This is a genomic window from Pseudomonas putida (assembly GCF_003228315.1).
Taxonomy (GTDB): Bacteria; Pseudomonadota; Gammaproteobacteria; order Pseudomonadales; family Pseudomonadaceae; genus Aquipseudomonas; species Aquipseudomonas putida_S.
The window spans coordinates 4,037,987-4,063,720 of the sequence record NZ_CP029693.1 but is presented as its reverse complement, the minus strand read 5'-3'; the positions used below and the strand labels follow the sequence as shown (position 1 = coordinate 4,063,720).

At 61.4% G+C, this 25,734-nt stretch carries 25 protein-coding genes; 14 read left to right on the top strand and 11 right to left on the bottom strand.

Features of this window, described 5'->3' with window-relative positions:
- Window positions 1–2: 2 nt before the first annotated feature.
- The 3 genes from DKY63_RS19000 to DKY63_RS18990 all read right to left on the bottom strand — a co-directional run bounded on the left by DKY63_RS19000 (window position 3) and on the right by DKY63_RS18990 (window position 3,792).
- A complete protein-coding gene (locus tag DKY63_RS19000) occupies window positions 3–2,846 on the bottom strand; it encodes a class I adenylate cyclase (protein ID WP_110965491.1) in 2,844 nt (947 codons plus the stop codon).
- Between the two features lie 192 nt (window positions 2,847–3,038).
- Window positions 3,039–3,284 carry a TIGR02647 family protein gene (locus tag DKY63_RS18995; RefSeq protein WP_110965490.1) on the bottom strand — a complete coding sequence of 82 codons (246 nt, stop codon included), beginning with the start codon at window positions 3,282–3,284 and terminating at the stop codon, window positions 3,039–3,041.
- A gap of 211 nt (window positions 3,285–3,495) precedes the next feature.
- Window positions 3,496–3,792, bottom strand: coding sequence for a hypothetical protein (locus DKY63_RS18990; protein WP_110965489.1), 297 nt, complete (start codon window positions 3,790–3,792; stop codon window positions 3,496–3,498).
- 124 nt (window positions 3,793–3,916) lie between these two features.
- Between DKY63_RS18990 and DKY63_RS18985 the strand changes: the two genes are divergently transcribed.
- A complete protein-coding gene (locus DKY63_RS18985) occupies window positions 3,917–4,576 on the top strand; it encodes a glutathione S-transferase (protein WP_110965488.1) in 660 nt (219 codons plus the stop codon).
- Between the two features lie 110 nt (window positions 4,577–4,686).
- Here the strand turns inward: DKY63_RS18985 and argH are convergent, their stop codons facing one another.
- Entirely contained in the window at window positions 4,687–6,081 is a 1,395-nt protein-coding gene (gene argH / locus DKY63_RS18980; RefSeq protein ID WP_110965487.1) for an argininosuccinate lyase, read from the bottom strand.
- A 543-nt stretch (window positions 6,082–6,624) separates the two neighbouring features.
- Here argH and DKY63_RS18975 point away from each other — a divergent pair.
- The 7 genes from DKY63_RS18975 to rsd all read left to right on the top strand — a co-directional run bounded on the left by DKY63_RS18975 (window position 6,625) and on the right by rsd (window position 13,044).
- Window positions 6,625–7,371 (top strand): LytR/AlgR family response regulator transcription factor, encoded by a 747-nt coding sequence (locus tag DKY63_RS18975; RefSeq protein WP_110965486.1) that lies wholly within the window; start codon window positions 6,625–6,627, stop codon window positions 7,369–7,371.
- Between the two features lie 138 nt (window positions 7,372–7,509).
- Complete coding sequence (gene hemC / locus DKY63_RS18970; protein WP_110965485.1) at window positions 7,510–8,451, top strand: hydroxymethylbilane synthase; 942 nt, start codon at window positions 7,510–7,512, stop codon at window positions 8,449–8,451.
- Window positions 8,448–9,215: a uroporphyrinogen-III synthase gene (locus tag DKY63_RS18965; RefSeq protein WP_110965484.1), complete on the top strand. Its 768-nt coding sequence runs from the start codon at window positions 8,448–8,450 to the stop codon at window positions 9,213–9,215. The genes hemC and DKY63_RS18965 overlap by 4 nt, the downstream gene beginning before the upstream one ends.
- Before the next feature lie 16 nt (window positions 9,216–9,231).
- Window positions 9,232–10,374, top strand: a complete 1,143-nt coding sequence (locus DKY63_RS18960; RefSeq protein WP_110965483.1) for a uroporphyrinogen-III C-methyltransferase — start codon at window positions 9,232–9,234, stop codon at window positions 10,372–10,374.
- Window positions 10,371–11,609, top strand: a complete 1,239-nt coding sequence (locus tag DKY63_RS18955) for a heme biosynthesis protein HemY (RefSeq protein ID WP_110965482.1) — start codon at window positions 10,371–10,373, stop codon at window positions 11,607–11,609. Before DKY63_RS18960 ends, DKY63_RS18955 begins: the two co-directional genes overlap by 4 nt.
- Window positions 11,610–11,861: 252 nt before the next feature.
- On the top strand, window positions 11,862–12,413 hold the full coding sequence (locus tag DKY63_RS18950; RefSeq protein WP_110965481.1) for a disulfide bond formation protein B: 552 nt from the start codon (window positions 11,862–11,864) through the stop codon (window positions 12,411–12,413).
- Between the two features lie 172 nt (window positions 12,414–12,585).
- Window positions 12,586–13,044 carry a sigma D regulator gene (rsd, locus tag DKY63_RS18945; protein WP_110965480.1) on the top strand — a complete coding sequence of 153 codons (459 nt, stop codon included), beginning with the start codon at window positions 12,586–12,588 and terminating at the stop codon, window positions 13,042–13,044.
- 62 nt (window positions 13,045–13,106) lie between these two features.
- Here rsd and DKY63_RS18940 read toward each other — a convergent pair whose 3' ends face one another.
- The gene (locus tag DKY63_RS18940; protein WP_110965479.1) at window positions 13,107–13,772 is read right to left on the bottom strand and encodes an FKBP-type peptidyl-prolyl cis-trans isomerase; all 666 of its coding nucleotides are present in this window, start codon (window positions 13,770–13,772) and stop codon (window positions 13,107–13,109) included.
- 192 nt (window positions 13,773–13,964) lie between these two features.
- Between DKY63_RS18940 and DKY63_RS18935 the strand changes: the two genes are divergently transcribed.
- A complete protein-coding gene (locus tag DKY63_RS18935; protein WP_110965478.1) occupies window positions 13,965–15,191 on the top strand; it encodes an AlgP family protein in 1,227 nt (408 codons plus the stop codon).
- On the opposite strand, the gene DKY63_RS18930 is transcribed toward DKY63_RS18935, so the two are convergent.
- Complete coding sequence (locus DKY63_RS18930; protein WP_110965477.1) at window positions 15,188–15,652, bottom strand: TIGR02444 family protein; 465 nt, start codon at window positions 15,650–15,652, stop codon at window positions 15,188–15,190. The two genes, DKY63_RS18935 and DKY63_RS18930, sit on opposite strands and share 4 nt — an antisense overlap.
- A 50-nt stretch (window positions 15,653–15,702) precedes the next feature.
- On the opposite strand from DKY63_RS18930, the gene DKY63_RS18925 reads away from it, so the two are divergent.
- From DKY63_RS18925 to DKY63_RS18915, 3 genes are all read left to right on the top strand, one after another.
- Window positions 15,703–17,613 carry an ATP-binding cassette domain-containing protein gene (locus DKY63_RS18925; protein WP_110965476.1) on the top strand — a complete coding sequence of 637 codons (1,911 nt, stop codon included), beginning with the start codon at window positions 15,703–15,705 and terminating at the stop codon, window positions 17,611–17,613.
- Window positions 17,613–18,194, top strand: coding sequence for a mechanosensitive ion channel family protein (locus DKY63_RS18920; RefSeq protein ID WP_110965475.1), 582 nt, complete (start codon window positions 17,613–17,615; stop codon window positions 18,192–18,194). Before DKY63_RS18925 ends, DKY63_RS18920 begins: the two co-directional genes overlap by 1 nt.
- A gap of 227 nt (window positions 18,195–18,421) precedes the next feature.
- Window positions 18,422–19,054, top strand: a complete 633-nt coding sequence (locus DKY63_RS18915) for a LysE family transporter (RefSeq protein ID WP_110965474.1) — start codon at window positions 18,422–18,424, stop codon at window positions 19,052–19,054.
- 61 nt (window positions 19,055–19,115) lie between these two features.
- On the opposite strand, the gene DKY63_RS18910 is transcribed toward DKY63_RS18915, so the two are convergent.
- From DKY63_RS18910 to DKY63_RS18895, 4 genes are read right to left on the bottom strand one after another with little or no spacing between them, the layout of a single operon-like run.
- On the bottom strand, window positions 19,116–19,859 hold the full coding sequence (locus DKY63_RS18910; protein ID WP_110965473.1) for a penicillin-binding protein activator LpoB: 744 nt from the start codon (window positions 19,857–19,859) through the stop codon (window positions 19,116–19,118).
- Between the two features lie 3 nt (window positions 19,860–19,862).
- A complete protein-coding gene (lpoB, locus tag DKY63_RS18905) occupies window positions 19,863–20,453 on the bottom strand; it encodes a penicillin-binding protein activator LpoB (RefSeq protein WP_110967944.1) in 591 nt (196 codons plus the stop codon).
- A 23-nt stretch (window positions 20,454–20,476) separates the two neighbouring features.
- Window positions 20,477–20,845, bottom strand: a complete 369-nt coding sequence (locus DKY63_RS18900; RefSeq protein WP_110965472.1) for a YcfL family protein — start codon at window positions 20,843–20,845, stop codon at window positions 20,477–20,479.
- Between the two features lie 12 nt (window positions 20,846–20,857).
- Complete coding sequence (locus DKY63_RS18895; protein WP_110965471.1) at window positions 20,858–22,240, bottom strand: COG3014 family protein; 1,383 nt, start codon at window positions 22,238–22,240, stop codon at window positions 20,858–20,860.
- Window positions 22,241–22,405: 165 nt separating this feature from the next.
- On the opposite strand from DKY63_RS18895, the gene DKY63_RS18890 reads away from it, so the two are divergent.
- Both DKY63_RS18890 and DKY63_RS18885 read left to right on the top strand, forming a co-directional pair.
- On the top strand, window positions 22,406–24,301 hold the full coding sequence (locus DKY63_RS18890; RefSeq protein WP_110965470.1) for an FTR1 family protein: 1,896 nt from the start codon (window positions 22,406–22,408) through the stop codon (window positions 24,299–24,301).
- A 133-nt stretch (window positions 24,302–24,434) separates the two neighbouring features.
- Complete coding sequence (locus DKY63_RS18885; RefSeq protein WP_110965469.1) at window positions 24,435–24,890, top strand: YaiI/YqxD family protein; 456 nt, start codon at window positions 24,435–24,437, stop codon at window positions 24,888–24,890.
- A gap of 121 nt (window positions 24,891–25,011) precedes the next feature.
- On the opposite strand, the gene elbB is transcribed toward DKY63_RS18885, so the two are convergent.
- Complete coding sequence (gene elbB / locus DKY63_RS18880; RefSeq protein WP_110965468.1) at window positions 25,012–25,680, bottom strand: isoprenoid biosynthesis glyoxalase ElbB; 669 nt, start codon at window positions 25,678–25,680, stop codon at window positions 25,012–25,014.
- Window positions 25,681–25,734: the final 54 nt, after the last annotated feature.

Here is a 25,734-nt window from a genome sequence, read left to right as displayed (position 1 = left end):
TCTCACACCTGATCGAGCGCCTCGTTCAATGCGCGCTCCAGGTCCGCCTTGTAACGCAGATACAGATTGCTTGAACCCTGACCGTCACCGAGCAGGCCCGAAAGGTCCAGATCGGTGATGTAGCAGCGATAGCGTCTGGTCTCGCGGCGCTGTTCGACGATTTCCCTGGCGACCACGCTGAACAGCTGGTCGCCATGCTCCAGCTCCGAAAACTCCCGCTGATTGCAGTACAGGGTGACTTGCACCTCGCCGGGTGCGGCTTTGCCGACGATCGCCTGTACGTCATAGAAGGGTTTGTTGACCGGCGTGTGTGGCGCCGGGCGCGCCTCGACGCGGCGTGCCCGGGCAGAGCCCGACGGCAGGAGCTGGTAGTACAAGGTGTCCAGGCTGCGAGGCTGGGCCGACTCCATGGGCAGCAAGGCATCGCGCCGGTACTGGATCGATTGCAGGAAACGCTGCAGCGGCACCAGCAAGCTTTGCTCGTCATGCCACGGCAATCGTTGTTGCCATAGCGCATTGAATTCATCGAGCACGTACAGCTCGGCCTGATCTTCGTTGATCCGGTAGAACACCTGGATGCAGTCTGGCTGGCCCATGGGCAGCAACACGGCGAGGTCGTGGTCTTCGAGGGCCATCGGATCCAGGTGCAGCGGGCTGTAACTGGCCAGCTCCTCGCTCAGGTAGTCGACCAGTGCCGACAGCGTCGGCAGGGCGACATGGGTGACTTGGCCCGGCACCAGTTCCAGCACGTGATAGTGCTGCTGGACCTGGATCAGGTAGCGGTGATTGAGCTTGCTCAGCAACAGGTCCTGCGCGGTGTCGAGGATGCCTTCCACCCGTTGCGCGATGAATTGCGCACGGTTGTGGCAGAAGCAGCGCACGCGCAGCCGGGGTTGCTTAGGGCCGTCGGGCAGGTTGTTGAGGTAATCGCGCAGGCAATCGAGGAGGGCATGGGGGCCGTCGAAGCGATTGACCAACACCTCGTTCCAGCTGTTGAGCGTGACCTGATCCAGGGTCAGCACCAGATTTTCTCGGACCCCCGCATAACTCAGGGAGTCGGTGCGCTCGGTGGTCATCAGGATGTTCAGGTCGCGGTGGTGTTTGAGCGGGTCGACACCGACGTTCACCAGAATCAGCACTTCGCTGGGCACGCTCGCCCGCAGCAGAGGCTCTTCGTCCACGGTTGGCATCGGCAGGGGAATGCTCTGTTGCAGGCTACCGAGCAGGTTGAACAGTTCGAACTCGCTCAGATCGCTGCTGCCCGGATGCAGGGCCGGGCGCGTGCTGCTGTCGATCACGCCGTTGCGGTGGCACCAGGTGAGCAGTTCGAGCAACTGGCGGCTGCGCTTGATCGGCGCGAAGTGCTCCCACTCAAGGGCGGTCAGGCTGCCGTTGTACAGGCCCCACTGGGTTTGCCCCGGTTCCTTCTTGTTAACCGCATGCACCAGCGTCAGGGTGTCCTCGGCCAGATCCGGTGCGATGCCGGGATTGATGAATTCGACCTTGTCCGCCTTGCGTTCGAACGCTGCGTACAGACGTCGGCCCAGTACGCTGAGGTCGCGCTTGTTGATCAGGCTGACGGTTTGTTCCTGGCGGGCGAATTGGGTCAGGAAGCGATAGCTGTAATTGAGTTCGTTGACCAGCGCCCGCCGTTCTGAGCTGACCTGGCGGACTTTCCACTGGCTGCGACTGTCGAGCAGGGCCAGTTGCCGATGATCCCAATGCCATTCGTGGGCCAGGCGTTCCAGCAGCGAGCGCTGCCAACTCTGGGTGCGAGTGCTGCCGGTGAGTTTGCGATTGACCTTCAGGTAAAGCGCGCGCCGTACCAGTTCCAGGCGCTCCGGTTCGTTGCGGGCAATGAGGTATTCCTCGATGCGCCGGTAAACGACAACGTAAGGGTCCAGCTCATCGAGGTCGAGCCGATTGGCGAACACCGCCTGTTTGTAGCGCAGGCTCAGGCATTGGACCTTCGGGTGCTCACTGGCGTACACCTCGGTCAACAGCAGCTTGAGCACCGACTTGTAAGGTGACTCGATCCCTTTGAACAACTGCCACAGGCCCGCGCCAATGAACTCCCCGGGCGGGATGAAGGCAAGGTTGCCCAGGTCGAGGGTTTCGTCGGCACGAATGAAGCGCTTGGTAATCAGCGTATGGGTGTAGCGGTCGTAGTTGGACTCTTCATAGACCGGCACCAGCCACCAGATCGGAGTACGCCCGGCCAGCCAGATCGCGGTGCGATAGAACTCGTCGAGCAGCAAGTAGTGCTGGGTGGTACCGCAATTCTCGGAGCTCAGTTGATTGTCGCGCTCGCCCCGTACAAAGCGGACCGGGTCGATCAGGAAGAAATGCGCCTCGGCGCCCTGGCTGGCGGCCCAGGCTTCCAGCAACTGGCATTTCTTGCGCAGCTCGGCGAGTTCGTTCTCGTTCAAGTCCGGGCTGTGGCAGACCCACACGTCCATATCGCTCTGGTCCGCCTGGGCCAGGGTGCCGAGGCTGCCCATCAGGAACAGGCCGTGAATCGGGCGTGGCGGGTTGCTGCCGTGGCGAGGTTTATAGTTAAACGAACGGGTCAGGCGTTGGGCTTCGGCCAGTAGGTTGGCGTCAGGTTCGAAATTCGACAGCCCCGCCGGGGTGCTGCCCGAAACGTAGCCTGGCAACAGCGGATGGTTGACGTGGAAGAACAGCGGCAGAAGGTTCAGCACGCCTTGCTGGCGGGTCGATAAACCCTCCAGGGCGCGGGCCATGCGGCCTTCGTTGAGCTTCAGGAAGCGGGCACGCAGCTGGCTCAGAACCTTGCGATCGATTCCCTCGTCCAGATCGGGGCGGATTTCGTGGGTGCGGGTCATGTCAGCTCAAACCGGCTCGCAGGGCTCGGACGTGGGGCTCTCGGGTGGTGGCAGTTTAGCGCCTCGGCCCGGGGACAATTAAGCTGATTTTGTTTTTTTGGCGTCAGATTTATAACGTTGGAAAAGGTCAGTCAGATGAACAGGCCCACGGATATCCCCGTGGTGGGGTTTCCGTGGGCGATGCGATGGAATTCAGGCTGTTTCTTCGGCTTTCAGAATGGTGAGCACGGTTTGCACACCTTGTGCGGCGTCACGGCCCAGGCTGGTGAGGTAGCCGCCATCAGGCTGGTCGATCAGATCCTTTTCATATAAGCGTTTGGCTGCGGCGATGGCTTGCGGGGCAGCGGACTGATGAATTTTCAAACCTTCCTGGGAGCTGTCCAGGTTGAAGAGTGCGAGGATTTCCAGTTCGGCAACCAACTCAGGGGTAAGCGACATAAGGACTCCAGACTTTCTAGGAATTAGAAAACAGCGCCCTTAAGGTGAACCCGCTTGTGCGGCATGTCCAGTGCTCGCAGCAGCCTTTTTTCTCTCGGTAGGAGTGAGCCTGCTCGCGATGGTCGTCAACGATGACGCTGCAGCCTGATGCCCCGCAGCGCTCTCGGGTTAATCGCGAGCGGGCTCGCTCCTACAGGAGAAGGGGGGTGGCTTATTTCTTCTCGGGTGGCAGCTCGGGTAATGCGCGCAACGCGGCTTCATACCATTCGGTGTTGAACGCGCGGTCTTCTTCGAGGATTGCGTCGATTTCTATCGCCAAAACGTGGGCCATCAGGTTGAGGATTTCCTCGCGCTCGTAACCGACCAGTGTCAGCTTGTTGAACGTTGCCTTGGCTGCCGGAGGGTTGTCGCTTTCGATCTGGTTCTCGATGGCTTCGATCAGCGTGTTTTCGGCGAACTCTTCGTCGTCGATGTCGTCCTGGTTGTTGCCGGGGGTTGGCTCGCTCATGGCAGGCTCCTCAAGGAAAGGTGGCCAGTTTACCTGCATTCAAGGCCGTGATGCTGCTGGCAAGAAAGCCTCGAGCGTTCTATAAACAGGCACTGCCCACCCCGCACGGCCTGGAGGCTTTGTGATGATTCAGCTTTATGGTTTCTCCGTCAGCAACTACTACAACATGGTCAAGCTGGCACTGTTGGAAAAAGGACTGCCCTTCGAAGAAGTGCCGTTCTACGGCGGCCAAACCCCCGAGGCGTTGGCCATCAGTCCTCGCGGGAAAGTCCCGGTGTTGAAAACCGCGAAGGGATTCATCAATGAAACCATGGTGATCCTGGACTACATCGAGCAGACCCAGAAAGGCACGCCGCTGCTGCCCAACGATGCGTTCGAGCGCTCACAGGTGCTGGCGCTGGCCAAGGAAATCGAGCTGTACATCGAACTGCCCGCGCGCGCCTGCTATCCCGAAGCGTTTTTCGGTTCGACAGTGCCGGATGCCATCAAGGAGAAGACCAAGGCCGAGTTGCTGCTGGGCTTTGCATCCCTGGCGCGACATGGCAAGTTCAGCCCTTATGTGGCGGGTGACAGCTTGAGCGTGGCGGACCTGTATTTCCTGTACAGCGTGCCGCTGGCCTATGGAGTGGCGAAGAAGTTGTTTGGCATTGATCTGTTGGCTGAGCTGCCGGGTGCGCGGTCGCTGCTGGAGCGTCTGGAGCAGAATCCGAACGTTCAGCGGATCGCGGCGGACAAGGAAGCGGCGATGCCGGCGTTCATGGCGATGGTCGCTGGCAAGAAGTAGGTTTTGTAGCGTTCTTGCGGATGTCATCGCGGGCAAGCCTTGCTCCCACAGGTCAGCGTTGATTTCAAAATCGACGCAACCCGTGGGAGCAAGGCTTGCCCGCGATGCTTTTAGCGGCTGGCGAGCAGCGTCTGACCGCGTACCACTGCAGCTTTCACCTGAGCCGGTGCAGTGCCGCCAATGTGGTCACGGGCATTGACCGAACCTTCCAGGGTCAGCACGGCAAACACGTCCTGATCGATCTGGTCGCTGAACTTGCGCAGCTCTTCGAGGCTCATTTCCGCCAGGTCCTTGCCGCTTTCCACACCGTACTTCACCGCATGGCCCACGATTTCGTGGCAATCACGGAACGGCAGGCCGCGACGTACGAGGTAGTCGGCCAGGTCGGTGGCAGTTGAGAAGCCGCGCAGGGCCGCTTCGCGCATGATGGCGTGCTTGGGCTTGATCGCCGGGATCATGTCGGCAAAGGCGCGCAGCGAGTCGCGCAGGGTGTCGGCGGCGTCGAACAGCGGTTCCTTGTCTTCCTGGTTGTCCTTGTTGTAGGCCAGCGGCTGGCCCTTCATCAGGGTCAACAGGCCCATCACCGCGCCGAATACACGACCGGTTTTGCCACGTACCAGCTCTGGCACGTCCGGGTTTTTCTTTTGCGGCATGATCGAACTGCCGGTGCAGAAACGGTCTGGCAGATCGATGAACTGGAACTGCGCGCTGGTCCACAGCACCAGCTCTTCGGAGAAGCGCGACAGGTGCATCATCGCGATGCTCGCGGCGGAGCAGAATTCAATGGCGAAGTCGCGATCGGAGACGTTGTCCAGGGAGTTGCCGCCAACGGCTTCGAAACCCAGCAGTTGCGCGGTGTATTCGCGGTCGATCGGGTAGGTGGTGCCGGCCAGCGCGGCGCTGCCCAGCGGCATGCGGTTGGTGCGCTTGCGGCAGTCGACGAGGCGCTCGTAGTCGCGGCTGAGCATTTCGAACCAGGCCAGCATGTGGTGCCCGAAGGTCACCGGCTGCGCGGTTTGCAGGTGAGTGAAGCCCGGCATGATACTGCCGGCTTCGCGCTCGGCCTGTTCCAGCAAGCCTTTTTGCAGGCGGGTGATTTCGCCCAGGATCAGGTCGATCTCGTCACGCAGCCACAGGCGGATGTCGGTGGCGACCTGGTCGTTACGGCTGCGACCGGTGTGCAGTTTTTTACCGGTGACGCCGATGCGGTCGGTCAGACGCGCCTCGATGTTCATGTGCACGTCTTCCAGGTCGATGCGCCAGTCGAACTGGCCGGCCTCGATTTCACCCTGGATGGTCTTCAGGCCGTCGATGATGCTGTCGCGCTCGGCATCGGTCAGCACGCCGACCTTGGCCAGCATGGTGGCGTGGGCTATCGAACCCATGATGTCGTGGCGATACAGGCGCTGGTCGAAGGTGACGGAGGCGGTGAAGCGGGCGACGAAGGCGTCGACGGGTTCACTGAAGCGGCCGCCCCAGGACTGATTGGTCTTGTCAGTGCTCATGAATTCGCTCGTATCGGCTGGAAAAAGATGGCGTTAAAGCTGCGGCGGATAATAACAGGGTTGCCGGGGCTGTCGCAGACGCTGGTCGACTGGTTTTCACTGCTCCCCCGAACCTGTAGGAGCGAGCCTGCTCGCGATGAACTCGAGAGCGGCGCGTGTATCCAGTAAGCCCGCGTCATCGTTAACGTCCATCGCGAGCAGGCTCGCTCCTACAAGTTTTCCCTTCAGAACAACGATATTTTCCGATTGAGCAATATCGTCCCGGCAACCGTCTACAGTTGGACAGTAGGATCAGCGCACTTCTCGGTGCATACGCTGACTATAAGAAGAGGGGGTGTTCATATTGCGTAACAGCAAACCCTATGGCGATCCGTCGCCAAATCGGGCCTGGACCGTCAATTGCCCGGCATTTGAAAATTTTGCTGCCGGACGAGCGGCACTTTTTGACGCTCGCGCTAGTCTTAGCGTGGATCGCGGTGACGGACGTCACTTCACCTGTCTACGCTATCCTTGTGCGAGACTCACGCAGGAATCCAGCGCAATATGAATGTCCTGATCGTTGATGACGACCCTATTGCCCGCGAGCGCCTGAGCCGAATGGTTGGCGAACTCGAGGGATACAGTGTCCTGGAGCCCAGCGCCACGAACGGCGAAGAAGCGTTGGCACTGATCGACAGCCACAAGCCGGATATCGTGTTGCTCGATATCCGCATGCCCGGCCTCGATGGCCTGCAGGTGGCTGCACGATTGTGCGAACGCGAAACCCCGCCCGCCGTGGTGTTCTGCGCAGGAGCCGATGAATATTCCGAGGGAGCCTTACGGGCCAGCGCCGTAGGCTATCTGGTGAAACCGGTGAGAACTGAACAGTTAAACGACGCGTTAAAAAAAGCCGAACGCCCCAATCGCATGCAACTCTCCGCCCTGACCCGGCCGGCGGCCGAAAGTGGCAGCGGTCCTCGCAGCCATATCAGTGCGCGCACCCGCAAGGGGATCGAACTGATTCCCATCGATCAGGTGGTCTACTTCATCGCCGATCACAAATACGTGACCTTGCGCCATGAAGCGGGCGAAGTGCTGCTGGATGAGCCGCTCAAGGCCCTTGAGGACGAGTTCGGCGAGCGTTTCGTGCGCATACACCGAAACGCCCTGGTCGCCCGCGACCGCATTGAACGCTTGCAGCGCACACCGCTGGGGCATTTTCAGCTGTTCCTGAAAGGCTTGAACGGCGATGCACTGATCGTCAGCCGGCGTCATGTGGCTGGCGTGCGGAAAATGATGCAGCAGCTTTGATTCGCGGCTTGCATGTAGATCCCACACCCGATTTCCGGACATCCGGGGCCAGGGAGGCCGAGTAGTTTCTGATACAAGTCAAAGTGGATTTGGCTGAGCTGTTATCATCCGCCGTATCTATTCAGTACGGATTGATCCATGTCCACTCGCCAAATCCGCATCGCCACCCGTAAAAGCGCTCTAGCCCTGTGGCAGGCCGAATACGTCAAAGCCCGCCTGGAAGAGGCCCATCCGGGCCTGCTCGTGACCCTGGTTCCGATGGTCAGTCGCGGCGACAAGCTGCTCGACTCGCCGTTGTCGAAAATCGGCGGCAAGGGCCTGTTCGTCAAGGAGCTGGAAACCGCGCTGCTGGAAAACGAAGCCGACATCGCCGTGCACTCCATGAAGGACGTGCCGATGGACTTCCCCCAAGGCCTGGGCCTGTTCTGTATCTGCGAGCGCGAAGACCCGCGTGACGCCTTTGTCTCCAATACCTATTCCAGTCTCGATGCGTTGCCGCCAGGCAGCATCGTCGGCACTTCGAGCCTGCGTCGCCAGGCTCAGCTGCTGACCCGTCGCCCGGACCTGGAAATCCGCTTCCTGCGCGGTAACGTCAACACCCGCCTGGCCAAGCTGGATGCAGGCGAGTACGACGCGATCATCCTGGCGTCCGCCGGTTTGATCCGCTTGGGTTTCGAGGATCGCATCACCTCGGCCATCAGTGTCGACGACAGCCTGCCGGCCGGTGGCCAGGGCGCGGTAGGCATCGAGTGCCGCAGCGCCGACAGCGAAATCCACGCCTTGCTCGCACCGCTGCATCACCAGGACACCGCGACCCGCGTCACTGCCGAACGCGCGCTCAACAAACACCTCAATGGCGGCTGCCAGGTGCCGATCGCCTGCTACGCCGTGCTGGAAGGCGAGCAGGTCTGGTTGCGCGGGCTGGTGGGCGATCCGAGTGGTGGTCTGCTGCTCAGTGCCCAAGCGCGTGCACCCCGTGGCGATGCTGAAGCCCTGGGCGTGCAAGTAGCCGAAGACCTGTTGAATCAGGGCGCCGCCGACATACTGAAAGCGGTTTATGGCGAGGCGGGCTACGAGTGACGGGCTGGCGCCTGCTGCTGACGCGTCCGGCGGATGAGTCGGCGGCGCTGAGCGCAGTCCTGGCGGAGCAGGGGATTTTCAGCAGCAGCTTGCCGCTTTTGGACATCGTGCCGATCCCTGCCTCTGACACAATGCGGGACGTGGTCCAGGGTCTCGGTCGCTATTGTGCGGTGATCGTGGTCAGCAAGCCTGCCGCGCGAATCAGTGTCGAACTGCTCAACCGGTTTTCCTCGCAGACGCCGCCTGTGAAATGGTTCAGCGTCGGCGCGGCGACGGCGCGGATTCTGGAAGATCGCGGCCTGGACGTGAGCTATCCCCTGGAAGGCGATGACAGCGAAGCCTTGCTTGAATTGCCGAACCTGCGCGATGCCATCGCCGGGCCTGATCCACGGGTGCTGATCATGCGTGGGGAAGGCGGTCGCGAACTGCTGGCAGAGCGCTTGCGCGAGCAAGGTGCTAGTGTCGATTATCTGGAACTGTACCGCCGCGAGCTGCCGCACTACCCGGCAGCGACGCTGCCGGAGCGGATCCGGGTGGAACGCCTGAATGCGCTGGTGGTCAGCAGTGGACAGGGTTTTGAGCACCTGCATCAATTGGCTGGCGACGCCTGGCCGCAGTTGGCGCGGTTGCCGTTGTTTGTACCAAGTCCCAGGGTTGCCGAGCTGGCACGTGCCGCCGGTGCCCTGACAGTTGTGGATTGTCGTGGCGCCAGTGCCGCGGCCTTGCTGACGGCGATACGGGAGCAACCCGTACCCGTTTCCTAATGCAAAGGATGGATACGTGAGCGAAACAGCCTTGCCTAAAGAAGACGTCCGGCCAGTGCTTGATGCGCCGATTGAAACGCCACCACCCGCCGTAGAGCCGCGCCGAGGCAACGGGCTCGCCATCGTCGCCCTGTTGCTGGGCGCTGCCGGTGTTGCGGTGGGCGGTTGGGGAGTCTGGCAGGTGCGCCACTTGCAGGCGACCAATCAACAGCAATTGAGTCAGGTCCAGGCTTTGAGCGATGAAGCGCAAAGCCTGAAACTCAATGACCAGCGACTGAGCGCGCGTCTGGAGCAACTGCCCGCTGCCGACGTGCTGGAAGAGCGCAGCCGCCTGGTCATTCAGTTGCAGGGCGATCAGCAACGACTCAATCAACGCCTGGAAACGGTGCTCGGTGCCAGCCGCAAGGATTGGCGCCTGGCCGAGGCCGAGCACTTGCTGCGCCTGGCCAGCCTGCGCCTGTCGGCGTTGCAGGACATCAGCAGCGCCCAGGCCCTGGTGCAGGGTGCCGACGATATTCTTCGCGAGCAAAACGACCCGGGCTCCTTTGCCGCGCGCGAGCAGGTGGCCAAGACCCTGGTGGCGCTGCGCAGCACCGATCAGCCGGATCGCACCGGGCTGTTCCTGCGCCTGGGCGCGCTACGCGAACAGGTGACCGGCCTCACCGAGCTGGCTCCCGAATACAAGGACCGTGGCGAGTCGCTGCTGGGCCTGACCGCCGACGGTGACGGCGCCAGTCGCTGGGCGCAATGGTGGGATCAGATTTCGCGCTATATCCGTATCGATTTCAACGCCGATAAAAACGTCCGACCACTGCTCGCCGGGCAGAGTTTGAGCCAGGTGCGCCTGGCCTTGAGCCTGGCACTGGAACAGGCGCAATGGGCCGCGCTCAATGGCCAGGCGGCGGTTTACAGCCAGGCGCTGGACGAGGCGCGTGACGTGCTCAAGGGCAACTTCAATCCGGACAACCAGCAGAGCAAGGTGATGCTTGAACAGGTGGCCGAACTGAGCAAACAGCCAGTCACCGTGGTCACCCCTGACCTGACCGGTACGCTGAGCGCAGTGCAGGGTTACCTGGAGCGTCGCAACATCAACGCCGAGGACTCGGTCAAGCCGCTGACCAAACCTGCCGCGAGCACCGCGCAGGAGGCCACGCCATGAAGCGCCTGTATGTGATCCTGTTTCTGGTCATCGCCGCCTCGGCAGCGCTGGGGTTGGCGATAGCCGAGCATTCCGGTTACGTGCTGATCGCTTACAAGAGCTTCCGTTACGAGTCGAGCCTGTGGGCGACTCTGGCCCTGGTGGCGGTGCTGTGGCTGCTGTTCTGGGGCATCAAGGCACTGATCGAGCTAGTGCTGACGTCCGGCGGTGTGGTCAATCCCTGGTCGCGGCGCAACCGCAGTCGTCGGGTGCAGGTGGCGATCGAACACGGCCAGCTGGACCTGGCGGAAGGTCGTTGGGCCAGTGCGCAGCGTCACTTGCAACGGGCCGCGGAAGCCGAGCGCCAACCGCTGCTTTATTACCTCGGCGCTGCCCGCGCCGCGAACGAACAAGGGCACTACGAAGAAAGCGACAACCTGCTGGAGCGAGCGCTGGAGCGCCAGCCACAGGCCGAGCTGGCCATTGCCTTGAGTCATGCGCAATTGCAGACCGATCGTGGTGATACCGAAGGGGCGCTGGCGACGCTGCAAGCCATGCGTGAGCGGCACCCGCATAACGCACAGGTGTTGCGTCAGTTGCAGCGTTTGCATCAGCAGCGAGGCGAATGGTCGGCGGTGATTCGCCTGCTGCCGGAATTGCGCAAGGACAAGGCCCTGCCAGCGGCCGAACTCGCGGAGCTTGAGCGTCGCGCCTGGGGCAAGAATCTTTCCCTGGCGGCGCAGCGGGAAGAGGACGGAACCGTTGGCTTGCAATCGCTCAAGGGCGCATGGGAGCAACTGACGTCTGCTCAACGCCAGGAACCGCAACTGGTGCTCGCCTACGCCGAGCAACTGCGGCAACTGGGGGCGCAGGTCGAGGCAGAAGAGGTGTTGCGCACAGCGCTCAAGCGCAACTATGACAGTCACCTGGCGCGCCTTTACGGGCTGGTTCGCGGCAGCGACCCGGCGCGTCAATTGCACCTTGCCGAAGGCTGGCTCAAGGAGCATCCCGCCGATTCCGGTCTGCTGCTGACCCTGGGTCGTCTGTGCCTGCAAAGCAGCCTGTGGGGCAAGGCCCGTGACTATCTGGAAAGCAGCCTGCGCATGGAGCGCAATCCGGAGGCCTGCGCCGAGCTGGCGCGGCTGTTGGCGCAAATGGGTGATACCGAGCGCAGCAACCAGCTGTTCCAGGAAGGTCTGGGATTGCTGGATGAGCGCTTGCTCGCGGCGCCGTTACCGGTGCCCGCACGCGCATGATCTCCGGCCCCTTGTAGCCGCAGGTTGCGCCAGCGGCTACAAGGTAATCTCCCGTTGTGAGTGGCGAAATTCGCGATGCTTTTACCTTCCTACAGCCTCTTCAGTAGAGTCCTACAAAGGGCTGCGCCTAATCCTTCGGCATGTGTTGGGAATTCCCTACATCTGCGCTGAAGTGTCCCAAGCAACCCGCCTTGAAACGCCGGATCGCTTTCCTCTACCGTAGCCGTCGGTCCTAATTGTTACGGAAAAGCCATGTCATTGGCCTGCACACGCTCCTTGTTTTTCACGGTCTTCGTGGTGGGCGCCCTGGTCCTGGGCACGTCCTACTATCTGGAATACTCCATCGGCCTCAACCCTTGTGGCTTGTGCCTGTTGCAACGGATTTGCCTGGCGCTGCTGACTTGCATCTGCCTGATAGCGGCAGTGCAGGGCCCTGGTCGACTCGGCTCCTTTCTCTATTGGCTGCTCGGCCTTCTCTGCAGCCTGGCGGGTACGGTCGCCGCAGGGCGGCAGGTGCTGTTGCAAGGCAATCCAGCGCATCAATTGGCGACCTGCGCTTCAGACCTGGTGGAGCTGTTCGACAGTGGATCATGGCTCTGTATTGTGCAGCAGATGTTCAAAGGCACTTTCGATTGCACCCAGCGCACCTGGACATGGCTGGATCTGAGCATCCCCGAATGGAGCCTGCTGTTCTTCGTCGCAATGACGATTCTGGGTGTCTATCAGTTATTGCGCCTTCTCTGGATCGCCATGCGGCGACCGCTCAGCGGCGAATCGTCGCAACAAGCCCTGTTGAAAGATTAAACACTTGTATGAACTTTATCGCCTGCGTACCTTGAAGCCTCAGTCCTGCGGGCATAATCTGGCCCGCACGTGTCATTGGAATTTTGTCGCTCGATGACGCTCTGCCCCGAACGCCCATGACAAGAGGCGAACGGGCATAGAGCAGCTGACCCACAAGGGAAGAGAGATCACCATGCTCGAAAGTTGTCAGAATGCTCAGGAACGCTGGGGTGGAGTGCACCTGCTGATCGATCGCTGGTTGCAGGAGCGTCGAGAACTGATCGGGGCCTATGACACGCTTGGCGCAGAGCCGGCGGCCCTGGGTGAAAGCCGCAAACCCTTGCAGGAGTTCTGCGGCGTGCTGGTCGATTACGTATCGGCCGGTCACTTCGAAATCTACGAACAGCTGACGGGGGAGGCCAAGGCCTTCAACGACAAGCGCGGCCTGGAACTCGCCGAGACGATCTATCCGCGCATCGATGTCATCACCGAGAAGCTCCTGGCGTTCAACGACCTGTGTGATGAAGGCAAGTGCGTCGCGGAGAAATTCAAGGAGCTTGGCGGCCTGTTGCACGAACGCTTCGAGCTGGAAGACTGCCTGATCGAAGTGCTGCACACCGCTCACAAGGAAGCGGACTCGGTTCAGGTCTGAACCCTCCCTCCCGCAAGACACGAAAACGGTGCGCCATGGCGCACCGTTTTTCATTGGTGCGATCAGCCGGCTGCGCCGCGCAATTCGACTTCAAATACCAGAGGCGTGAACGGTGCGATCAGGTCGCCCGCGCCGTCGGCACCATAGGCTTGCGCCGATGGAATCACCAGGCGCCATTTCGCGCCGACCGGCATTTGCTGCAACGCACTGCGCCAGCCACTGATCACGCTATCGAGACTGAACCACTGCGGCTGATCGTTCTGGTCGAACACGGTGCCGTCAGGCAGGCGTCCGATGTACAGCACCTGTACTTTTCCGTTCGGTCCGGCCTTGGTTCCGTTGCCCGGTGTCAATTCCGTCATCAGTATTCCATCGGCCAGTTCACGAACACCGGGCTTGGCTTTTTCCTCGGCGAGAAAACGCTTTTCATTTTCTACCGCCAACTGGTTTTCCGGTGCCGGTGTCTGCATCGCAACCCGGGCTTCGTGCTCGGACAGAATCTGTTCGATCTGCTCGTCTTTCAACGCCAGTGGCTTGCCTTGATAGGCCTGCTGCAACCCTTCGACCAGAGCCTTGAGTTGCAGATCGGGAACCTCTTGGCGCAGGCGTTCGCCGAGGCTCGCACCGAGGCTGTAAGCGAGATCGTGAGCGTCGTTTTCCTGGTTTTTTTCGGCGGCCTGAGCCACGGAAAAAATCACGCACAGCGATAAAAAAAGGTAGCGCGACATGGGCACTCTCCGACCTGAAGTGCGGGCGATTATGCCAGTGTGAATGTGCTTAACGGTGAACTGCTTTTGCGCAAGCGAAGAAGTTTTTCACTCCTTTGCAACAGGACGCTTTCGATAGTGTCAACATGCCCTAGCGGCGGTTGCAGCAGAGGTCTAGTATGAGCCGCACTCACTTCAGCCAGGAGGTAAACCATGTCGGCCACCAAGAAGCCAGTAAACACTCCGTTGCATCTTCTCCAACAACTGTCGGGCAGCTTGCTCGAGCACCTAGAAACTGCCTGTTCGGAAGCTTTGGCTGATGCTGAGAAACTGCTCGCCAAGCTGGAAAAACAACGCGGCAAAGCTCAGGAAAAATTGCACAAATCCCGCACCAAATTGCAGGACGCGGCAGCGGCCGGCAAGGCCAAGGCGCAAGCCAAGGCCAAGGATGCCGTGAGCCAACTCGAAGACCTGCTCGATGCCCTCAAGGAGCGTCAGTCGGACACTCGCGGCTACATCCTGCAACTCAAGCGTGACGCTCAGGAAAGCCTGAAACTGGCCCAGGGCGTTGGTCGTGTTCAAGAGGCTGTTGGCAAGGCATTGACCCTGCGTGCGGCCAAATCTGCTGCGGCGACTCCTGCCAAGAAAACCGCTGCCAAACCGGCTGCTGCAAAAGCACCGGCCAAGCCTGCCGCCAAACCGGTTGCCAAAGCACCGGTGAAAGCCGCAGCAAAACCTGCCGCTAAACCAGCGGCGAAAAAACCTGTAGCTGCCAGCGCTGCCAAACCCGCTGCCGGTACTGCTGCAGCCAAACCGGCTGCCAAGCCAGCCGCCAGAACCGCTGCTGCGAAACCGGCTGCACGCACTGCTGCCGCGAAACCCGCCGTGGCGAAAACTGCAGCGGCCAAGCCAGCTGCAAAACCAGCCGCCAAACCGGCTGCAAAACCCGCCGCTAGAACCGCTGCTGCGAAACCGGCTGCCAAGCCTGCGGCAAAACCTGTCGCGGCTAAAACTGCTGCCAAGCCAGCTGCAAAACCGGCCGCTAAACCTGCTGCGAAAACCGCAGCTGCAAAACCAGCAACCAGGCCAGCCACGGCGGCAAAACCTGCTGCGGCAAAACCAGCAGCCAAGCCAGCCGCTGCTGCAAAACCCGCCGCTGCCAAACCGGCTGCCAAGCCAGCCGCAGCGAAACCTGCAGCCAAGCCAGCTGCGAAACCTGCCGCCGCAAAACCTGCAGCAAAACCAGCGGTGAAAAAACCGGTCGCTGCCACCAAGCCGGCTCCGGCCCCGACAGCTGCCGCCAAGCCAGCAACGCCTGCGACGCCAGCACCTTCTGCTCCGGCCGCAACCGCGCCAGCAGTGACCACCTCGACAGCCACCACTGCACCAACCCCAGTGGCACCGTCGAGCGCTACCACCACCCCAACCAGCGCTTCCTAAGTGCCGGTTACCGCGACGCGCAGCTGATGCAGCGCGTCGCGGTCCAGGTGTGCGGCATCTGCCGCCACGCCTTCAAGCCAGGGCGTTAAATCGCTCGCCTCATCCTGCTGCCAGCCCTGCGTCGACTGCTCCAGTCGCACGATCAAATGCCGTTCGGCCTCCAGTTCCAGAGCCTTCACTTTTTCGCGCAGCGCGCGCAGATCCTCATCGCTCGTGGCAACGGATTTCCATTGCGTTCGCAATGCCCGCAACGGCTGCACCACATCGGCGTCCCAGGGCTTCACCACGCTGCGAAGTTGCTGCAAGCGTTGCTCATTGCACCCGACGCCTCGCTGGCCCAGCCATGCCGCACATAGCAGCAGACACACATTGACCCCCGTCGACTGCAATTGCAGGCAGGCCTGTTCAACCCCCGGGCGGGCGTAAAGGGAAAGGGAAAAGCTCCACAGGTCAGAGGACATAGTGCTACTCGCGCCAGTTGCGAGCGAAGCTGGTAGACTCCGCCGCCATTATGATTCGACTTCAGAACCTGACTTTACAGCGTGGTCCGCAACGTCTGCTAGAAGACGCCGAGCTGACCCTGCACGCCGGCCAGAAAGCCGGCCTCATCGGTGCCAACGGCGCCGGCAAATCGAGCCTGTTCGCCTTGCTTCGCGGTGAACTGCATCCGGATTCGGGTGATTGCTTCCTGCCGGCCGACTGGCGTATCGCCCACATGCGCCAGGAGGTCGACACCCTCGAACGCCTGGCGGTCGACTACGTGCTCGATGGCGACCTGCGCCTGCGAGAGGTGCAACGCGAGCTGGCGGCAGCCGAAGCCGCCCACGACGGCGCTGCCCTGGCCCGCCTGCACGCGGAACTCGACAGCGCCGACGGCTATACCGCCGACGCCCGGGCGCGCAAGTTGCTGGCCGGCCTTGGGTTTACCAACGAGCAGATGGATCGCCAGGTCGGCGACTTCTCCGGTGGCTGGCGGATGCGCCTGAACCTGGCGCAGGCCCTGATGTGCCCTTCGGACCTGCTGCTGCTCGACGAACCGACCAACCACTTGGACCTCGACGCCATCATCTGGCTCGAAGAGTGGCTCAAAGGCTATCCCGGCACCCTGATGCTGATCTCCCACGACCGGGATTTCCTCGATGCCGTGGTCGATCACGTGGCCCACGTCGATCAGCGCAAGATCACCCTGTACCGCGGTGGCTACAGCGCCTTTGAACGTGCCCGTGCCGAGCGTCTGGCCCAGCAACAACAGGCCTACGAGAAGCAGCAGGCGCAGCGTGCGCACATGGAAAGCTACATCGCCCGCTTCAAGGCCCAGGCCACCAAGGCCCGCCAGGCCCAGAGCCGGATCAAGGCGCTGGAGCGGATGGAAGAGCTGACCGCCGCCCACGTCGATTCGCCGTTCGACTTTGTCTTCCGCGAATCGCAGAAAATTTCCAGCCCGCTGATCGATCTGTCCGATGCCCGCCTGGGCTACGGCGAGAAGACCGTGCTGGAGAAGGTCAAGCTGCAACTCACCCCCGGCGCGCGAATCGGTTTGCTTGGTCCGAACGGCGCGGGCAAGTCGACCCTGATCAAGAACCTCGCGGGCGAACTGTCGCCACTGGCGGGCCGAATGACCCGTGGCGAGAACACGGTCGTTGGCTACTTCGCTCAGCATCAGCTCGACTCCCTGGACTCCAAGGCTAGCCCGTTGCTGCACCTGCAGCGTTTGGCGCCGACCGAGCGTGAACAGACCCTGCGCGACTTCCTCGGTGGCTTCGACTTCCGTGGCGCGCGCATCGACGAGCCGGTCCTGAATTTCTCCGGTGGCGAGAAAGCGCGTCTGGCCCTGGCGTTGATCGCCTGGGACCGTCCGAACCTGTTGCTGCTCGACGAACCGACCAACCACCTGGACCTGGAAATGCGCCTGGCGCTGACCATGGCCCTGCAGGAATTCAGCGGCGCGGTACTGGTGGTCTCCCACGACCGTCACCTGCTCAAGAGCACCACTGATAATTTCTTCCTGGTGGCCGACGGCAAGGTCGAAGAGTTCGATGGCGACCTCGATGACTACACCCGCTGGCTGGTCGATTACCGTCAGCGCAACGCGCCGGTCAGCAACACGCCGGTCAACCCGGACAAGACCGACAAGAAGGCCCAGCGTCAGGCCGCGGCGGCCCTGCGTCAGCAGTTGGCACCGCACAAGCGCGAAGCTGACAAGCTCGAGGCCGAACTGGGCAAGCTCCACGAGAAACTGGCGAAAGTCGATGCCAGCCTCGGTGACAGCGACATCTACGAGCCGGCGCGCAAGAACGAGTTGCGCGACCTGCTGGCGGAACAGGCCAAGTTGAAGGTGCGCGAAGCGGAGCTGGAAGAAGCCTGGATGGAAGCGCTGGAACTGCTGGAAAGCATGCAGGCGGAGCTGGAGTCGCTGTCCTGATGGAGGCGTTCAAACTGCCGCTGCCAGCGATGTGGGTCGAGCCGATCTGGCTCGGCGTGCAAATCCTGCTGATTCTGCTGGCCGGCTATCTGGCCCAGCGTTTCGTGGCCAAGGTCCTGACTCGCCTGGGCGAGCGCTACCCGTTTCCGCCGCAATTGCTCATGCCCCTGCGTGGCGGCCTGCGCTGGCTGATCATGGGCAGTGCGCTGATTTTCGTGCTCGAACGACTCGGGGTGTCGGCCACGGTGCTGTGGACGGCGCTTTCCGGCTTTGTCGCGGTCGCTGCAGTGGCGTTTTTCGCCATGTGGAGCGTGCTCTCGAACCTGCTGTGCTCGGTGCTGATCTTCACCGTTGGCCCGTTCCGTCTCGGCGATGTGGTCGAACTGGTGGACACCACCGACAAGCCTGGCGTGAAAGGGCGGGTGGTGGCGATCAATCTGCTGTACACCACGTTGATCGAGGCTGAAGAGCTCGGTACCGGTAGCGCCATGGTGCAGGTGCCCAATAGTTTGTTCTTCCAGCGTTCGGTGCGGCGTTGGCGCGGGACCGATGTGTTCCCTTCCAGCGGGTTTGAGAAGTAAGTCTTCTGTTGTCTGGAAGACCGCCATCGCGAGCAGGCTCGCTCCTACAGTTGACCGAGTTGTTCCGCGAGAAACGCGATCCGATGTAGGAGCGAGCCTGCTCGCGATGGGGCCCTCGAGTCGCAAACGCTGGTCGGCAACCGCAACATCCTGCAAAAAATCGGTAGTCATCCGCCCAAAGCCGCATTAGCTTAGATGTTTGTCACGAGTCTGAGTCGAGGTGTGCGATGGAGCTTCAAACATGGCTGGCGTTTTTTGCCGCCTGTTGGGTGATCAGTCTTTCTCCCGGTGCCGGCGCCATTGCGTCGATGTCCAGCGGTCTGCAATACGGTTTCTGGCGCGGTTACTGGAACGCCCTGGGCCTGCAACTGGGCCTGGCGCTGCAAATCGCCATTGTCGGCGCCGGTGTGGGCGCGATTCTCACCGCATCGGCCACCGCCTTCTATGCGATCAAATGGTTCGGTGTGGCGTACCTGGTTTACCTCGCCATCAAGCAATGGCGTGCACTGCCCAGCGACATGACTGACGAGGCGGCCATCCGCCCGATCGGCAAGCCGCTGGTCCTGGTGTTCCGTGGTTTCCTGGTGAACATCAGCAACCCCAAAGCGCTGGTGTTTATGCTCGCGGTGTTGCCTCAGTTCATTGATCCGCACGCGCCACTGCTGATCCAGTACCTGATCATCGGTGCGACCATGATCTGCGTCGACCTGATTGTCATGGCCGGCTACACCGGACTGGCGTCCAAGGTATTGCGCCTGCTGCGCACGCCAAAGCAGCAAAAACGCATGAACCGTACTTTTGCCGGGCTGTTCATCGGCGCGGCGGCGTTCATGGCGACGTTGCGTAAAGCTGCGGTTTAAAAACATCAGCCACAGAAAAAGGCGACCTTCTCAGGTCGCCTTTTTCTTTGCCCAACGGATTTCAGCGCAAAATCACCGGCGCAGTATCCGGCGGCAAGTCGTTGTGCCCCACCGGTTCTCCCGACGGCTCCTGATTACCGTCACCGAGTTGTTCGCGCAATTGCCGCGCGACGTCTTCGCCCAAGGAGCGGGAGACGTCCCTGACCACCCGTGGCCGATTGAGCGACACGTGGATATCCCGGTCATTAACCAGCTTGGTGTCCTGGGCCTCACCCATCGCCGTGAAGGCCGAGACAATCTCGTAGGTTTTCGTATTAATCAGGCTGAAATCCGCCACCAGGGTCAGCGCCAGCACCGCCGAAACACTGTCGGTGTTAGCCAGTTCGTTCATGTCCTGGGTGAAGTCGATGTCGGACAAGGTGCCGAACAGCACATAGTCCGCGCCTTCGAACTGCCCGGCCTTGATGCGCTTGATCACGTCGTAGACGTCGGCATCGACCCGTGGGGTGTAGGGCGTGCCCTGAATCAGCTGAAACATCCCGGTCTTGAGCATCTGGCCTTTGATATCACCGGCAAAGCGCCTGATTTCGCTCTGTTCCAGGTAGCTGTTGCGGGTTGTGTACTCGTCGTAACTCGATGAACCGCTGGCGCCGTAATAATCCTGCTGATGGTCATCGCGGGCGGAAACCACGTGGACGTATTGCTCGACACTGGCCTCGTAGGCGAGGTCGGTGACAGCGATTTTCGGTGCGGCTTGGGCGCTGATCGCGCAAGCCAGGGCCATGATGCCAATCCAGGTACGCATGGTTCAGCGCTCCGTGGTCTTGCGGATTTCTTTTTCGTCCATCCACTCCGCCAACCCGCTTTCGACGTCGACCAATTGCAGGCTGAATTTGTAGAAGACGTCCTTGTAATCGCTGCTGCGCTTGACGATCGAGCTGATCGAGCCTTCCAGGCGATAGCGCGCGGCAATCATGTTCCCGGTTTTCGCCACCGTGCTCTTTTTGTACAGGCCGCTCTGGTTTTGCAGCTTGAGCTGATCGACCTGGCTCTGCAGGTCGGTGTTGTCGCTGGCAAAACGCGCGGTGCCCGAGCGCATCAGTTGAGTCTTGATCGACGTGGTGATTTCACGGGTGTCGATGTATTCGCTGGTCTTGTTGCGCACGTCGTACACCTGGACCACCGGGCGGCCTTTCAACACGCCGGACTGGGCGAGGGAGCGGGTCATGCTTTCCGCGATCATTTGCAGGTCGGTGGAGCCGAATTCGTTGGTGATCAGTTCAACGGCTTTCGGGTCGCCGTAGCTGATGTTGCCGCTGCCCAGTACGGGCGAGGTGTTGTTGGCACAACCACCGACCAGCAAGGCGCTCAGGGTCAGGAAGCAAATGCGTGCAAACATGGGCAGGGTCTCTGATGGGTTGGTCATGGCGTGTTGATTTCCAGGCGGAAGTCCACGGCCTGGGGCACAGGGGCGATGGCGGGCAGAAAGCTCGTCTGCTGCGCGTAAAGGGTCAGGCTTTTCCAGCTTTCGGCATCGGCAACCGGAAAGCCTTCCGGGCCCAGCCACAGATAGCGGTAATACAGGGTTTTATTGCGGGTGTCGGTATTGCTCAATTGTGCGTTGACCGTCAGGAATCCGTTTTCCCGGGCCATGCGCATGGGGCCGATGGCCAGGTCCTCGATTGGTCCCGTTGCCAGAACCTTGCTGGCGGCGCTGCCCGGCTCCGGCGGCGGCGTTGCGCAGCCGGCCAGGAGGGCCAGGGCGACGACGGCGATGCTTTTCAATCCCATGAAAATCTCCGTTCAGTTCAAGACCGCAGACTGCGGCGGGGGTGTGGACTCAAGCGCCAGGGCTCTGTCGGAGGCATAGATACGGTTGCTCACGGCTCGCAGGCTCAAGGCTTGGTGCGTTTGATCCAGCCTGAATTTCACCGGCTGAAAATCCGGCGCGTTGGGCAGCGTCAACTGGTGCACGCCTTTGTCAAGCCGCAGGCGCGCCACGAAGGTCTTGTCGGGCAGCGTGCGCCAGCCACGGGTGTCGGCATCTTCGCGCTGGATTTGCGCCTGGATCGCCGCCTCCAGCTGTTCGGGGTGGTTCTTTTTCAGGTAGGCCTGGTTACGCGCATTGGAACGGGCTCGAACCAGGGTGCGCTCGATGATGCCCGGCATATCGTCACGCAGGGTGCGGCGTGCCATGTCGCCAAAGCTGTTGAGCAGCGTCAGCTGGTGTTTTTTGCCGTCCACGGTAATGAAGTCCACCGGCGGTGTGGAGGTGTCAGGGACGATGATCGGGAAGGACATGTTGGTGACGAAGTTTTCGCCATCGACCTCCACGTTGATGGGCACGCGCACCGAACTGCGCGCCGGCGCCAGGCCGGTTTGCACGATCAGCAGGACATCACTTTCGCCAGCCTTGAGCGGCGATTTGTCGAGGTTGCGCAGCGCTTGTTCGAGCAATGGCGTATTCGGGCGCAGCTCGATCGCCTTGCGATAGCCCGGCGCGGCGAGGTCTTTCTCGTTCAGGGCCTCATAGATAAAGCCGGCAAGGTAATGACTGAACGCGCTCTGGTAGCTGTTTTTCAATGCCACCACTTCGGGTGCATCGAGGGTCGCCACCGGGTAGCCCTGAAGGTCCTTGTATTGCAGGGTGATCCCTTGCGCCTGCGCCTGATTTTCCAGTTCGAGGTATTCAAGGTCGCGTTTTTCGGCGATGCCGGCTTCGCGCTCGTGGGTTTTCTTGATCAGCACGCGGGCGTCGGCGGGATCGGCACCGGCCATGAAGATCAGGGCCATTTGCGTGGTCAGGGCGACCCGCTCGAAATCGTAACCGTCGTAAAAACGCACCTTGTCGTTGGCAACGTAGCTGCTGAGTTCGGTGAAATTTTTGAGCGTGGCAAATCTCGACGAGTTTTCGTACGCCACGATAGACCGGTCGGCGTAGTCCCAGGCTGCAAAACTGCCGGTCATGTCACCTTTCAGGCGCAGCAGTTCGCCTTTCTCCATGTGATAGAGCAGGTCGCGTGGAGCAAGGGGGTTGTTTCGTTCCAGTACAGCCAACGAACCGTCGAGCTGACCGGCCTGGAAATAAGCCAGGGTTTCTCCCAGCTCGGCGTTGTAGTCGCGTGTGCTCGCGCAACCGCTCAACATCAAGCACGCACCGAGTACCAGCAGCAAGCGGGTGGACATGTGCCTTGTGTCTTCCTTGAAAGACCACCTCAGGGTGGCGAACTGTAGACGCGAATGATGGCACTTTGTTCCCGGTGCTGACAGGCGCTGGAGCAGACAAAGCTTGAGTGAAAAGCATTGAGAGGGAACAATATATTACTTCGTGTTTCCAAATGAGATTCATTCATGATTTCCCCCTCCCGTTTCCTGGCCTGGCTGGTCGCGCCGGTGCTTGCCCTATGCAGCCTCAATCTGCTGGCCGATACCGTGGAAGGCGCGCCGCAAGCCCTGCATCTACTCGACTATATCGGTGCGGACTACCCGCAAGCGGTGCAGGCAGGTGAGGTCGTCAACGAGTCGGAATACCGCGAGCAACTGGAGTTCGTCCAGGCGTTGCAAGGTCTGGTGAGCGCCATGCCGGCCAAGCCGGAAAAGGCCGTGCTGGAGCAGGGCATCACCACGCTTCGCGGGGCGATCACTGACCGTCAGGACGGCGCGGATGTCGCCCGTCAGGCGCGGCAGCTGGGGGCGAAACTGGCGGTGGCCTATGAAGTGAGCCAGGCGCCGATCATCACCCCGGACCCGACCCGTGGCGCGCCGCTGTACGCGCAGCACTGCTCGGTGTGCCATGGCGATAGCGGTGCCGGCGACGGCCCGGCGGGCGTGGGGATGACGCCGCCTCCGGCCAATCTGCGCGACGCCGTGCGAATGGATCACCTGAGCCTGTATGCGATCTACAGCACCCTGGGGCTGGGTGTTGAAGGTACTGACATGCCGGCCTTCGCCGATCAGCTGGACGATCGTCAGCGTTGGGACCTGGCCACCTACATCGCCAGCTTCAGCGCCGACCCCGCGACCGCCGCCGGCGACAAGATCTACAACATCGCCGACCTGGCCCGCCAGACTCCGGCCGAGGTGCAGGCGGCAGATGGCGCGCAGGCCGTCGCGATCTTCCGCGCACAGCGCGCGCAACCGCCGCAGGTCAAGCGCGGCCCGGCGCAGTTGCTCGACTACACCGCGGCGACGCTGGACAAGAGTGTCGCCGCCTACCGTGCCGGCGACCACGATCAGGCCTACGACCTGTCAGTAGCGGCGTACCTGGAAGGCTTCGAACTGGTCGAAAGCTCCCTCGATAACGTCGACACCAACGTGCGCAAGGACACCGAAAAATCGCTGATGGCCTACCGACAGTCGTTGCAGGACGGCCTGCCGATCGAGCAGGTCGAGCAGCGCCTGGACGCGGCCAAGGCCAAGCTCAAGACCTCTGCAGGCTTGCTCGGCAGCGATGGCTTGAGCTGGTCTCTGAGCTACATTTCCGGCCTGTTGATTCTGTTGCGCGAAGGGTTGGAAGCGATTCTGGTGCTGGCGGCGATCCTGGCCTTCCTGCGTAACACCGGCCAGCAATCGGCGGTGCGCAGCGTCAACGTCGGTTGGGGACTGGCGTTGCTGGCGGGCCTGGGAACCTGGGCGTTGGCGGCGTATGTGATCGATGTCAGCGGTTCGCAGCGTGAATTGCTGGAAGGCGCGACCGCGTTGTTCGCCAGCGTCATGGTGCTGTGGCTGGGCGTGTGGATGCATGACCGTCGTCACGCGGCAGCCTGGCAGGACTACATCAAGAGCAGCCTGGTGGGCGGCGGTGGGCGTTTCGGTTTTGCGATCCTGGCGTTCTTCTCGGTGTATCGCGAGCTGTTCGAAGTGATCCTGTTCTACGAAACCCTGTGGTTACAGGCGGGTCCTGCGGGCCACGACGCGGTATTGGCCGGCGGTGCGACGGCGCTGGTGCTGCTGGTCGGCCTGGCGTGGGTGATCCTGCGTGGCTCGGCGAAACTGCCGTTGGCGTTGTTCTTCAGCATCAACGCCGGCCTGCTGTGTGCGCTGTCGGTGGTGTTTGCCGGGCATGGCGTGAAGGCGTTGCAGGAAGCGGGCATCTTCGGCACGCGGCCGGTGCCGTTCTTTGAGTTCGATTGGCTGGGAATTCATGCCGATGCGTATTCGTTGAGTGCGCAGGCGGTGGCATTGATTGCGATTGTCGTGCTGTATGGTCGTAGTCGTCTGGCTGAAAAGCGGCGGGTTACGGCTTAACAACATTCGCTTCGCTCACAATCGCGGGCAAGCCTTGCTCCCACAGGTTTTGTGGTGACACACCATGGTGTGTACGACACTTAACTGTAGGAGCAAGGCTTGCCCGCGATGCTTTTAGACGAGGAAACAAGCTATGCGCGTATGGATCGATGCCGACGCCTGCCCCCGGGCGGCGAGGGATCTGGTGGTGAAGTTCGCCCTCAAGCGCCAGTTCGAAGTGGTGATGGTGGCCGGGCAGCCGCAGAACAAGCCGGGCCTGGCGCTGGTGAAGCTGATCGTGGTACCGAGCGGCCCGGATGCGGCCGACGACTACCTGGTGGAGCATGCCGTGCCCGGTGAACTGGTGATCTGCAGCGACGTGCCGCTGGCCGATCGCCTGGTAAAGAATGGCGTTGCGGCGCTGGACCCGCGGGGCAAGGAGTTCGATGCGCAGAACATGGGTGATCGGCTGGCGGTGCGTAACCTGTTTACCGACTTGCGCGAGCAGGGGCAGATGAGCGGCGGGCCGGCGCCGTTTGGCGAGCGGGAGAAGCAGGCGTTTGCCAATGCGCTGGATCGGATACTTACAAGGCTGACCCGCAAAGCCTGATGCCTGTAATTGATCCTGTAGGAGCGAGCCTGCTCGCGATGGGGCCGGCACGTCCAACATTGAAGTTGGCTGTAAGGCCGCCATCGCGAGCAGGCTCGCTCCTACATGAGTTGAGGGGCTGTCAGGCGTCGTTTTCGTGGGTCAGTTCGAGCACGCGGTCGACCAGTTTGTTGATGCCTGATGCGGCCTCACTGATCGATTGGGCCAGCATGTAGGCCGGGGTGCTCACCAGTTTGCGCGCCTTGTCTTCGACGATGTCGCTCACCGCACAGTCCTTGTGGGTGGCGCCCATTTTGTTCAGGGCGGCGGCGGTGTCGGCGTCGTTGCCGATGGTGCAGGTCACGCCCGGACCGTAGATTTTCGCGGCCAGGGCTGGCGAGATGCAGATCAGGCCGACGGGCTTGCCGGCTTCGGCAAAGGCTTCGGTCAAGGCCAGTACTTCCGGTTGCACGGTGCAGGCGGTGCCTTCGATGGCGAAGTTGGAGAGGTTCTTGGCCGCGCCGAAACCGCCGGGAATGATCAGCGCATCGAACTCTTCGGCATCGGCCTCGCGGATGTCCCTGACCTGGCCCCGGGCAATGCGCGCCGATTCCACGAGCACGTTGCGCGACTCGGGCATTTCTTCGCCGGTCAGGTGATTGATCACGTGCAACTGCGCGATGTTCGGTGCGAAACACTGCACCTGGGCACCGCGCTGGTCCAGGCGCAGCAGGGTTATCACGCTCTCGTAGATCTCGGCGCCGTCGTACACGCCACAACCGGAAAGGATCACTGCAACTTTTTTGCTCATGGGCGTTTCTCCAGATTCATGGCGTTAAATGTCCACTAATTTGTCACTCGTTGC